The organism is Streptomyces sparsus, assembly GCF_054776295.1.
Genome location: NZ_BAAHCA010000083.1, coordinates 1 through 10,844 on the forward strand (window position 1 = coordinate 1; position 10,844 = coordinate 10,844).

12 protein-coding genes and 2 tRNA genes are annotated in these 10,844 nt (G+C 71.2%); 11 read left to right on the top strand and 3 right to left on the bottom strand.

Annotation, left to right across the window (positions count from 1 at the left end; all coding sequences use genetic code 11):
* The first annotated feature begins 257 nt into the window (after positions 1–257).
* Positions 258–329, top strand: a tRNA-Gln gene (locus tag ACYVE9_RS07470).
* Positions 330–375: 46 nt separating this feature from the next.
* Positions 376–448: transfer RNA gene (locus ACYVE9_RS07475), tRNA-Glu, on the top strand.
* A gap of 134 nt (positions 449–582) precedes the next feature.
* Here ACYVE9_RS07475 and ACYVE9_RS07480 read toward each other — a convergent pair.
* Positions 583–1,278: a MerR family transcriptional regulator gene (locus ACYVE9_RS07480; RefSeq protein WP_461026939.1), complete on the bottom strand. Its 696-nt coding sequence runs from the start codon at positions 1,276–1,278 to the stop codon at positions 583–585.
* 348 nt (positions 1,279–1,626) lie between these two features.
* On the opposite strand from ACYVE9_RS07480, the gene ACYVE9_RS07485 reads away from it, so the two are divergent.
* Positions 1,627–2,112 carry a DUF4188 domain-containing protein gene (locus ACYVE9_RS07485; RefSeq protein ID WP_461026940.1) on the top strand — a complete coding sequence of 162 codons (486 nt, stop codon included), beginning with the start codon at positions 1,627–1,629 and terminating at the stop codon, positions 2,110–2,112.
* A 48-nt stretch (positions 2,113–2,160) separates the two neighbouring features.
* On the opposite strand, the gene ACYVE9_RS07490 is transcribed toward ACYVE9_RS07485, so the two are convergent.
* Positions 2,161–2,886, bottom strand: a complete 726-nt coding sequence (locus tag ACYVE9_RS07490; RefSeq protein ID WP_283992866.1) for an IclR family transcriptional regulator — start codon at positions 2,884–2,886, stop codon at positions 2,161–2,163.
* A gap of 153 nt (positions 2,887–3,039) precedes the next feature.
* On the opposite strand from ACYVE9_RS07490, the gene leuC reads away from it, so the two are divergent.
* The 5 genes from leuC to ACYVE9_RS07515 all read left to right on the top strand — a co-directional run bounded on the left by leuC (position 3,040) and on the right by ACYVE9_RS07515 (position 6,640).
* Positions 3,040–4,464: a 3-isopropylmalate dehydratase large subunit gene (gene leuC, locus ACYVE9_RS07495; protein ID WP_461026941.1), complete on the top strand. Its 1,425-nt coding sequence runs from the start codon at positions 3,040–3,042 to the stop codon at positions 4,462–4,464.
* Between the two features lie 6 nt (positions 4,465–4,470).
* Positions 4,471–5,064 carry a 3-isopropylmalate dehydratase small subunit gene (leuD, locus tag ACYVE9_RS07500; RefSeq protein ID WP_461026942.1) on the top strand — a complete coding sequence of 198 codons (594 nt, stop codon included), beginning with the start codon at positions 4,471–4,473 and terminating at the stop codon, positions 5,062–5,064.
* 216 nt (positions 5,065–5,280) lie between these two features.
* Positions 5,281–5,523 (top strand): SCO5555 family protein, encoded by a 243-nt coding sequence (locus ACYVE9_RS07505; RefSeq protein WP_461026943.1) that lies wholly within the window; start codon positions 5,281–5,283, stop codon positions 5,521–5,523.
* Between the two features lie 124 nt (positions 5,524–5,647).
* Entirely contained in the window at positions 5,648–6,304 is a 657-nt protein-coding gene (locus ACYVE9_RS07510; RefSeq protein ID WP_461026944.1) for an HU family DNA-binding protein, read from the top strand.
* Between the two features lie 132 nt (positions 6,305–6,436).
* Positions 6,437–6,640: a hypothetical protein gene (locus tag ACYVE9_RS07515; protein WP_461026945.1), complete on the top strand. Its 204-nt coding sequence runs from the start codon at positions 6,437–6,439 to the stop codon at positions 6,638–6,640.
* Here ACYVE9_RS07515 and cofC read toward each other — a convergent pair.
* A complete protein-coding gene (gene cofC / locus ACYVE9_RS07520; RefSeq protein ID WP_461026946.1) occupies positions 6,612–7,238 on the bottom strand; it encodes a 2-phospho-L-lactate guanylyltransferase in 627 nt (208 codons plus the stop codon). The genes ACYVE9_RS07515 and cofC overlap by 29 nt on opposite strands.
* Before the next feature lie 166 nt (positions 7,239–7,404).
* On the opposite strand from cofC, the gene ACYVE9_RS07525 reads away from it, so the two are divergent.
* The 3 genes from ACYVE9_RS07525 to ACYVE9_RS07535 all read left to right on the top strand — a co-directional run bounded on the left by ACYVE9_RS07525 (position 7,405) and on the right by ACYVE9_RS07535 (position 10,770).
* On the top strand, positions 7,405–8,361 hold the full coding sequence (locus ACYVE9_RS07525) for a lysophospholipid acyltransferase family protein (protein WP_461026947.1): 957 nt from the start codon (positions 7,405–7,407) through the stop codon (positions 8,359–8,361).
* Positions 8,358–9,359: an NAD(P)H-dependent glycerol-3-phosphate dehydrogenase gene (locus tag ACYVE9_RS07530; protein WP_461026948.1), complete on the top strand. Its 1,002-nt coding sequence runs from the start codon at positions 8,358–8,360 to the stop codon at positions 9,357–9,359. The genes ACYVE9_RS07525 and ACYVE9_RS07530 overlap by 4 nt, the downstream gene beginning before the upstream one ends.
* Before the next feature lie 262 nt (positions 9,360–9,621).
* Positions 9,622–10,770, top strand: coding sequence for a D-alanine--D-alanine ligase family protein (locus ACYVE9_RS07535; RefSeq protein ID WP_461026949.1), 1,149 nt, complete (start codon positions 9,622–9,624; stop codon positions 10,768–10,770).
* Positions 10,771–10,844 lie beyond the last annotated feature (74 nt).

The following is a 10,844-nucleotide window of genomic DNA, read 5'->3' on the forward strand; positions in this document are numbered from 1 at the left end:
GGCCCTGCGTCGGTCGCGGTGGCGTTGACCACGGTGGCCACGGCGGCGACCGGGCCACCGTGGCCACCGTGCCGGGCCGCCCTCGTTGCCGGTGCGGGGCACGTGGGGCGGCGACCGGACAGCGGCCGACAACCCGTTTTGGAGCACCGTCCACCATCGGGTAATGTTCTTCCTGTCGCCGAGCGGGGCAGGCCGAAGGGCCGGACCACCGCGAGGCGGACACCCAAACAAAATCCCCCCAGGGGGTTGCGTTTTGGTGGGCTATGGTGTAATTGGCAGCACGACTGATTCTGGTTCAGTTAGTCTAGGTTCGAGTCCTGGTAGCCCAGCGCGATCTTATCGGCGGAGATTCACCAGAGTCTCCGCAAGATCGATGCCCCCGTTGTGTAGCGGCCTAGCACGCCGCCCTCTCAAGGCGGTAGCGCCGGTTCGAATCCGGTCGGGGGTACTCGGTCATCTGGTTCGAAGAGGCCCGCACCGGTTCGGTGCGGGCCTTCTGCGTGTCCGCCGCCCCTTCGCCGGCCCCGGCGGACGCGCGGGGCCCACGGGCGGCGCCGCCCGTCCGTCAAGGCCACGAGCTGCTCAGTCCTCCCTGCTCCGGCGGTCCGCTGCGGGCCCGGCCGGTGGGGAGGCCTCGGACCGGTTCCGGTAGCGGAGTCCCGCCTGCTCCGCGTGGGCGAGGCGTCGCAGTGCGAGCAGGACGGGCTCGTACAGCACCGTCAGCGCCACGGCCGCTTCCAGCTGGGTGGTGGGGGCGTCGAAGCGTTCCACCAGGTCGAGGTCGTGTACGGCCAGCCGGTCGGCCAACTGCCCGTACGGCAGCAGCTCGTCCAGACCGCACGGGTATCCCAGCCGGGCCAGCGTGCCGACCGCCGCGACCAGCATGCCGTGGCCCGGGTAGTCGGTCCTGCCGTGCCAGCCGAGCCGCTCCACCAGCGCGTCGACCACCTCTGCGGCGTGCCGGGCCGCTTCGTCTTCCGGGGGCGCTGACGTGCCGGTCGGACCGTGCGGCAGGGCGCCGACGGCGGCGCCGAGTCGCGCGTCCAGGTCGAGCGACTCGTCCTCCACCGCCGTCAGTACCTCGCGTGCGGTCGCCACCGGTACGCGTCCCACCTGGATCAGGGCGCGCACCAGCCCCAGTCGGCGCAGGTGCTCCTCGGAGTACTCGGCCTGCGTCGCCGTGATCCGCTCGCCCGGCGGGAGCAGGCCCTCGCGCAGGTAGTACTTGATCGTGGTGGTCGAGACCCCGCTGCGCTTGCTGAGTTCCGCCAGCCGCATTCCGCGCCTCCTTCTCTGTGGTGTCCGCTTCTCCGTGCCGTCCGCCTCAGCGGTTCGTGCCCGGTTGCTTCCGGTCGGTGCCGTCGGTGGGTGCGCGTCAGCAGTGGAGGCCCGGGATTCACCCTTGCCGACCCTTGCGCGATGTGTTGGTGAGTGTCACTATCCAACCATGGATAGTGACACTCACCAACGAGCTGACCGGAGGCGGCGATGAGAGGTGGCGACACGGGTGCGGATGGTTCGGGTGTGGCCGGTGGCGCGGGGGCGGATGCCGGCCCGGCATCGGCCGGGTGCGGTGACGGGGGAGCGGGCGCTCCCCGCGAGCGGGGCAAGGTCGTTCCGGGGCGGATGACGGCCGCGGCCCGGGGGGAGGTCACGGTCTTCCTGATCGGGATGCGGATCAACCGCTGGCGCGCGGTAGGCAGTTGGTTGCCCGTGCTCCGTGCGATGCCGCGCATGCTGAAGGAGCTGAGCAACGATCCGGACAGCGGTCTGCTGGCCGCGCGCACCCTGCTGGGCAGTCCTCGCTTCTTCTGTGTGGTCCAGTACTGGTCTTCCCCCGAGAAGCTGCTGGCCTACGCGTCCGCCCCCGACCGGCAGCACCGCCCGGCGTGGTCCGCGTTCCACCGCCGGGCGCGGGAGAACGCCGGCGCGGTGGGCATCTGGCACGAGACGTACGTGGTGCCGGCGGGTCGGTACGAGTCGATGTACGGCTGGGTGCCCCCCATAGGCCTGGGGCAGGCCACCGGGGTGGTGCCGATCGGGCGCAGGGGTGAGCATGCCGCTGAGCGGCTGCGCGGGGTGCGCCCCGGGAGGCGCCGAGACGGCCGCTGACGCGGTGCCGCGCGCCGGGGGAGCGTTGTGCGGTGCCGGGGTTGGCTCTCAGCCGCGCCGCAGGGACTCCGAGAGCCGGTTGGCGGCCTCCACGATGGCCTGGGCGTGCATCCGGCCCGGGTGCCGTGTGAGGCGCTCGATCGGGCCGGAGACGGAGACGGAGGCCACCACCCGGTTCGACGGTCCGCGCACCGGGGCGGAGACGGAGGCCACTCCCGGTTCCCGCTCGCCGACGGACTGGGCCCAGCCCCGGCGGCGCACACCGGAGAGCGCCGTCGCGGTGAACCGGGCGCCCTGGAGGCCGCGGTGCAGCCGCTCGGGCTCCTCCCAGGCCATCAGGATCTGCGCGGCCGACCCCGCCTTCATCGGCAGGGTGGAGCCCACCGGAACGGTGTCGCGCAGGCCGGAGAGCCGCTCGGCGGCGGCGACGCAGATGCGCATCTCGCCCTGCCGGCGGTACAGCTGGGCGCTCTCCCCGGTCACGTCCCGCAGGTGCGTCAGCACCGGACCGGCGGACGCGAGCAGCCGGTCCTCACCGGCGGCGGCTGCCAGTTCGGAGAGCCGGGGCCCGAGGATGAACCGGCCCTGCATGTCGCGGGCCACAAAACGGTGGTGCTCGAGTGCCACGGCGAGCCGGTGCGCCGTCGGGCGCGCGAGGCCAGTCGCCCCGACCAGTCCGGCGAGCGTGGCCGGACCGGACTCCAGGGCGCTCAGTACCAGAGCTGCCTTGTCGAGAACGCCCACACCACTCGAGGCGCTGTTGGAGTTGTCCATGCGTCGATACTTGCGTCTCACATTACGAAACGCAAGTTCAATTTCCTGCGGAACCCGCCACGCTGTAGTGACGGCTGCCACCCAGCGCGCGGAGAGTGGGTGGGGCGAGGTCTCGACATGTGGCCGGCGATGCGGCCGACCGGAGGGAAAGCGATGGGACGGACACTCGCGGAGAAAGTCTGGGACGACCATGTCGTCCGGCGCGCGGAGGGGGAGCCCGACCTGCTCTTCATCGATCTCCACCTGCTGCACGAGGTGACCAGCCCGCAGGCCTTCGACGGTCTGCGCAAGACCGCCCGCCCGGTACGGCGCACGGACCTCACCATCGCCACCGAGGACCACAACACCCCCACCCTCGACATCGACAAGCCGATCGCGGACCCGGTGTCGCGGACGCAGCTGGAGACGCTGCGCAAGAACTGCGCCGACTTCGGCGTCCGGCTGCACCCGCTGGGCGACGTCGAGCAGGGCGTCGTCCACGTCGTGGGTCCGCAGCTGGGACTCACCCAGCCCGGCATGACGGTGGTGTGCGGCGACAGCCACACCTCCACACACGGCGCGTTCGGCGCGCTGGCGTTCGGCATCGGCACCAGCCAGGTCGAGCACGTGCTGGCCACCCAGACCCTCCCCCTGGCGCCGTTCCGCACGATGGCGATCACCGTCAACGGCGAGCTGCCCGAGGACGTCACCGCCAAGGACCTGATCCTGGCCGTGATCACGCGCATCGGCACCGGTGGCGGCCAGGGTTACGTGCTGGAGTACCGCGGCGAGGCCATCGAGAAGCTCTCGATGGAAGCCCGCATGACCATCTGCAACATGTCCATCGAGGCCGGTGCCCGGGCCGGGATGATCGCCCCGGACGACACCACGTTCGCCTACCTCAAGGACCGCGACCACGCCCCGAAGGGCGCGGACTGGGACGAGGCCGTCGCCTACTGGCGGACCCTGCGCACCGACGCGGACGCCACGTTCGACCACGAGGTCGTCATCGAGGCGTCCGAGCTCGCCCCGTTCGTCACCTGGGGCACCAACCCCGGCCAGGGGGCGCCGCTGTCCGCCTCCGTGCCGGATCCGGCGTCCTTCGCCGACCCCAGCGAGCAGCTGGCCGCCGAGAACGCGCTCACCTACATGGGACTCACCGCCGGGCAGCCGCTGCGGGAGATCACCGTGGACACCGTCTTCGTCGGGTCCTGCACCAACGGCCGGATCGAGGACCTGCGTGCCGCCGCGGCGCTGCTCCAGGGCCGTTCGGTGGCCGAAGGCGTGCGCATGCTGGTGGTACCGGGCTCGGTCCGGGTCTCACTCCAGGCCGTCGCGGAGGGCCTGGACAAGGTGTTCGTCGAGGCGGGCGCGGAGTGGCGGCACGCCGGCTGCTCGATGTGCCTGGGCATGAACCCCGACCAGTTGGCGCCCGGTGAGCGTTCGGCGTCCACCTCCAACCGCAACTTCGAAGGCAGGCAGGGCAAGGGCGGGCGCACCCACCTCGTCTCCCCCCAGGTCGCCGCCGCCACCGCGGTGCTGGGCCATCTGGCCTCGCCCGCCGACCTGTCCGACGTGTCCGAGCCCGTGGGGGTCTGAACAAGCATGGAAGCCTTCACCACACACACCGGTCGTGCCGTGCCGCTGCGCCGCAGCAACGTCGACACCGACCAGATCATCCCCGCCCACTGGCTGAAGAAGGTCACCAGGGACGGCTTCGAGGACGGCCTCTTCGAGGCGTGGCGCAAGGACCCGGACTTCGTGCTGAACCGCTCGGAGTACGCGGGCGCCACGGTCCTGGTCGCCGGCCCCGACTTCGGCACCGGTTCGTCCCGTGAACACGCCGTGTGGGCGCTGCAGAACTTCGGCTTCAAGGCGGTCGTGTCGTCGCGCTTCGCGGACATCTTCCGGGGCAACTCGCTGAAGAACGGCCTGCTCACGGTGGTGCTGCCGCAGGAGACGGTGGACGCGCTGTGGAAGCTCGTCGAGGCGGACCCCGCCGCGGCGGTCACCGTCGACCTGGTGAGCCGCCGTGTGCTGGCGGACGGCATCGAAGCACCCTTCGAGCTCGACGAGAACGCCCGGTGGCGGCTGCTGGAGGGGCTGGACGACATCAGCATCACGTTGCGGCACGAGGACGCCATCTCCTCCTACGAGGCCCGCCGTCCCGCATTCAAACCGCGGACGCAGGCTGCCTGAGCACTCCTACGGCCCAACGCGGCGCCCCCGGCCAGCACGGCGGGGGCGCCGCTTTGCGTGTGCGGTCACCCGTCCCCGGGCAGACGCGAACTGGCCTCCATGGCAGGCCAGTTGTCACCGAGCGCGACCATCGGGGTGAGGGCCGGTCCGGCCCGGCGGAAGTGCCCGTTGACCCCTCCCGAGGCGACAACTCACCTCAGATGGCACAATCAGTGCATGGAACGCGACGGTCAACTCGAGTTGTACGACCTTGTCGCTGCCCGACTGAAGGAGGCGCACCGCAGGGTGCGCACGATGCAAGTGTCGGAGAGTGAACGGGCGGCGCTCTCCCGCAGGCTGCTAGCCGTGACGGCCGCGTCGAAACACGACCTGGCCGCGGCGGCGCGGCGTCTGAACAAACTGATGGAGGAGCTCGACGAGAGCGGAGAGACCAACGACGGCCGCTTCCCCTCTGCGTGACCGGCAGTTCGTTGCGGCACAAGGGTGATTAGCCCGTTTCGTGTTTGATTTGCGGTATATATCTGCCTACCGTGCGAAAAAGCTTGAACACTTTCGTTCCGGCAATGTCTCCGAAGGGGAAGACGTGAACAAGGCGCAGCTCGTCGAAGCAATCCAGGACAAGCTCGGTGGCCGCCAGCAGGCTGCCGACGCGGTTGACGTGGTACTGGACGCGATCGTCCGCGCGGTGTGCGCGGGCGAGCGGGTGTCGGTCACCGGTTTCGGTTCGTTCGAGAAGGTCGAGCGCCCCGCCCGCTACGCACGCAACCCCCAGACCGGGGAGCGGGTCCGGGTCAAGAAGACCTCGGTTCCCCGTTTCCGGGCCGGGCAGGGGTTCAAGGACCTCGTCAGCGGGGCGAAGAAGCTTCCCAAGAACGACGTCGCCGTCAAGAAGGCGCCGAAGGGCAGCCTGTCCGGTGGCACTTCCACCAAGAAGGCCGCCGCCAAGAAGGCCGTCGCGAAGAAGGCGGCAGCCAAGAAGTCCGCCACGAGGAAGTCGACGGCGGCCAAGAAGACCACCTCGCCCGCGTCGGCGGCCAAGAAGAGTACGTCCAAGTCGACGGCCAAGAAGACCAGCAGCGCTCAGGCCCCCGCCAAGTCGGCGGCCGCCAAGAAGAGCACGGCGAAGAAGGCCGCCGCCACGAGCGCCCCGGCCAAGAAGAGCACCGCCAAGAAGGCGCCCGCTCGCAAGACGACCGCCCGCAAGACCACCGCCAAGAAGGCGACCGCCCGCAAGCGGTGACAGCCACGTGTCCCTCGCGTGATCTCCTCGGCGCCGGGCCGGGCTCCTTCGGGGGAGCCCGGCCCGCGGTCGTGCCGGCCCACCCGCGCACGCCGAGTGCGCCGAAGTAACAGCCGACGTAGGCTCTGCGCCATGCAGGCCACCGCTTACACATTCGACGCCGAAACACGTTCCGGCAGCGTGCTGCTGGACGACGGCACGCCGCTGCCCTTCGACACCGCCGCCTTCGACGCCGGCGGTCTGCGCCTGCTGCGCCCCGGTCAGCGCGTACGCATCGAAGCCGAGGGTGAGGGCGGCGACCGCCGCGTCACGTTCGTAACACTGCAGACCTTCTGAACGTGCGGGGCCCGACCCCCAGCGCGAGTGCCGCGCGAAGATCATCACCGGTGTCGACGTCCTGCCGCACGCTGTCCACCCCGGCGACGCCGATTTCCACCGCGCCGGACGCCAGGTGCCGATTCCGTGAGGCTCCGCCGAAAGCCGGGGCCAGATCACTGCCCGGCAGCGCGGACAACAACGTCGTTCCCACCCCGGCGGCGTCGGCGAGAAAAGCCCTCGGAAATTCCCCCGCCACGTGCAGAACCCGCAGCAATTCGTCCGGCCGCAACGCCGGAAGATCGGCATTCAGCGCGGCCACCGCCGAAAACGGATCACTCTCCCGCACCCGCCGGGCCCCGTGCGCCAGCGCCGCGTTCAGACCGCGGCCCGGTTCGTCGCCGACGACGCGGGCCCCCAGGGCGGAAAGCTCCCGCCCGGCCAGCGGATCGTCCGTGACAACCACCACACCGCGTACCGCGGGGCAGGCCGTCGCCGCGCTCACGGTGTCCATGGCGAAGGCCAGGGCCAGTTCCGGCCGCAGTTTCTCTCCCGCCGCCGTGGACAGCCTGCTCTTGGCCCGGGCGAGCGGCTTGAGGGGAACGACCAGCGTCCACACCGTGCGTTCTCCCCTCGCTCTCGTCAGCCGGCGGCGACGAACCCATTCTCACCCGGCCCACCTGGGCGGGGTTACGGTGTCCTCGACAGGGCGGCGGCTCGGGGCGACACTTGTGCGGTTGTCCCCCCAGCGCACAGTGCAGCACGCAAGAGGAGATGGTGTCCGGGTGTCCCGCCGCAGAATCGGCTTCTGGTACCGCCTCGCCGCGGTACTGGCGAAACCACCACTGCTCATACTCTTCGCACGCGACTGGCGGGGTACGGAGCACATTCCGGCCGAGGGCGGATTCATCACGGTGGTGAATCACAACTCCTACCTTGATCCGCTTTCCTACGGGCACTTCCAGTACAACACCGGACGGGTGCCGCGCTTCCTGGCGAAGGTGGGCCTGTTCAAGAGCGGCTTCGTGGGCGCGGTCATGCGCGGCACCCGCCAGATCCCCGTGTACCGGGAGTCGGCCGACGCCATCGGCGCCTTCCGTGCGGCGGTCGCGGCCATCAACAGCGGCGAGTGCGTGGCCTTCTACCCGGAGGGGACCCTCACCCGCGACCCCGCCATGTGGCCCATGGAGGGCAAGACCGGCGCGGCCAGGGTGGCACTGCTGACCAGAGCCCCGGTGATCCCCGTCGCCCAGTGGGGCGCGAACGAGGCGATGCCTCCCTACGCCAAGGAGAAGCGGCTGCGGCTCTTCCCTCGGAAGACCCTGCGGGTGAAGGCCGGACCGCCGGTCGACCTCTCGGCGTTCTACGACCGCGAGCCCACCGCCGAAGTGCTGCGCGCCGTCACGGACGTGCTGATGGACGCCGTCACCGAGCAGCTCGCCGAACTGCGGGGCGCACCCGCGCCGGCCGAGCGGTTCCGCTACCACAGGCCCCCCGGAAGCGGGGACGCCCCGGCCGTTCCGGACGACCTCGGGGGCGAGGCCGCCACAGCAGACGCCTCCGCGGGCGGCAACGTCTCCGCAGGCTTCGCGGCAGACGCCACCGCGGCCGACTTCGGGGGCGGGGCCCCGGCAGCCGACGCCGTCCCGGGCGACACGACGGACTTCATCCCGCCGCAGGGCCGACCGCACCACAGCGACACGATCGAGCGCAGCAGGGCTGCCGAGGGAGAGAACGCGTGACAAGAGCAGCGGTGTTCGGCACCGGTTCGTGGGGCACCGCCTTCGGCATGGTGCTCGCCGACGCCGGCTGCGAGGTGACGCTCTGGGGCCGCCGGCCGGAACTGGTCGAGGCGGTCAACACCACCCGCAGCAACCCCGACTACCTGCCGGGCGTCGAGCTCCCGCAGTCGCTGCGCGCCACCACCGATCCCGCCGAGGCGGCCCGGGACGCGGAGTTCAGCGTGCTGGCCGTGCCCTCGCAGACGCTGCGCGCCAACCTGGCCCGGTGGGCGCCGCTGCTCCGGCCGGACACCGTCCTGGTCTCCCTGATGAAGGGCGTCGAGCTCGGCACGGCCAAGCGCATGAGCGAGGTCATCGAGGAAGTCGCCAAGGCCGATCCGGAACGCGTCGCGGTGCTCTCGGGGCCGAACCTGGCCAAGGAGATCGCCGCTCGGCAGCCTGCCGCCTCGGTGGTCGCCTGCCGTTCGGAGGACGTCGCCAAACGCCTTCAGAGCGCCTGCCACACCCCGTACTTCCGCCCCTACACCAACACCGACGTGGTGGGCTGCGAGCTGGGCGGCGCGGTGAAGAACGTCATCGGGCTCGCCGTCGGCATCGCGGACGGCATGGGGCTCGGGGACAACGCGAAGGCGTCGCTGATCACCCGCGGGCTTGCCGAGACCACTCGGCTCGGGCTCGTGATGGGGGCCGACCCGGTGACGTTCGCCGGTCTCGCCGGCATGGGCGACCTGGTCGCCACCTGCTCCTCACCGCTGTCCCGCAACCACACCTTCGGCACCAACCTGGGCCGCGGCATGACGCTGGAGCAGACGATCGCCGTCACCCGGCAGACGGCCGAGGGCGTCAAGTCCTGCGAGTCCGTCCTGGACCTCGCCCGGCGGCACGGCGTCGACATGCCCATCACGGAGACGGTGGTGGACATCGTGCACGACGGCAAGCCGCCGCTGGTCGCCCTCAAGGAACTGATGTCCCGCAGCGCCAAGGCCGAGGGCCACTGACCGGACGCACGCTCACCACCCGAACCGGAGCCCGCGAACCACCGGAGCCCGCGACCGGGCGGGGCGGCCCGCGGGCCCGTGCGGCGAACTCCGCGTCTCGGCGCCCGGTTCGGGGTGCGGCGCGCCCGGCGCCGTGGCCCGGTCGATGACGGGCCGGCCGAGCGGCACCGCTGCGTGACCCGGCGAACACATCCGGTACCGGGGACGACAGGGGCGTGCCGCGGCTGCCGAACGCCGCTCGGCAGACGGTAACCTCAACGCGATGAGCACGCCTTCCACACCCAGCAGCCAGCAGCCCAAGCCGCGCGTCGCCGTTGTCTTCGGCGGACGCAGCTCCGAGCACGCCATCTCGGTGGTGACCGCCGGGGCCGTGCTGCGGGCCATCGACCGCAGCGTCTACGACGTGCTGCCGATCGGCATCACCCCCGACGGCCGGTGGGCGCTGACCGTCGACGAACCGGACCGCATGGCGATCGCCGATCGCCGGCTGCCCAGCGTCGACCAGCTCGCGGAGTCCGACACCGGCGGCGTCCTGCTGTCCGTGGACCCCGCCAGCCGAGAGGTCGTCCACCTCGAACCGGGCAGCGTGCCCAAGGCGCTGGGCGAGGTCGACGTCGTCTTCCCCGTGCTGCACGGCCCCTACGGCGAGGACGGCACCCTGCAGGGCCTGCTGGAGCTGTCCGGCGTCCCCTACGTGGGCTCCGGCGTACTGGCGTCGGCGGTCGGCATGGACAAGGAGTACATGAAGCGCGTCTTCACCTCCTTCGGGCTCCCCGTCGGCCCCTACGAGGTGATCCGCCCCCGGGACTGGGAGCGCGACCCCTCCGCGGCCCGCAAGCAGGTCGTCGACTTCGCGGCCGAGCACGGCTGGCCGGTCTTCGTGAAGCCGGCCCGCGCCGGCTCCTCCATGGGCATCACCAAGGTCGACGACCTCACCGGGTTGGACGAGGCGATCGAGGAGGCCCGGCGCCACGACCCGAAGATCCTCATCGAGTCGCTGCTGCGCGGCCGGGAGATCGAGTGCGGCGTGCTGGAGTTCGGGGACGGCCCCAAGGCCAGCGTGCCCGCCGAGATCCCGCCGGTGACCAGCCACGACTTCTACGACTTCGAGGCGAAGTACATCGACTCCGCCGCCGGGCTGGTGCCCGCGCCGCTCAGCGACGAGCAGACCGCCGAGGTGCAGCGGCTGGCGGTGCTGGCCTTCGAGGCCGCCTCCTGCGAGGGCCTGGTCAGGGCCGACTTCTTCCTGCTGGAGAACGGCGAGTTCGTCATCAACGAGATCAACACCATGCCGGGCTTCACGCCGATCTCCATGTACCCCCGCATGTGGCAGGAGTCCGGCGTCGACTACCCGGAGCTGGTCGACCGGCTGCTCCAGGCCGCCCTGCACCGTCGGACCGGCCTGCGCTGACCGACCGGGCCCGGTGCGGCCCGAGCCGCACCTGGCCCAGGTAGCCCGGCCCGCACCGCCCGCGTCGCACCGCC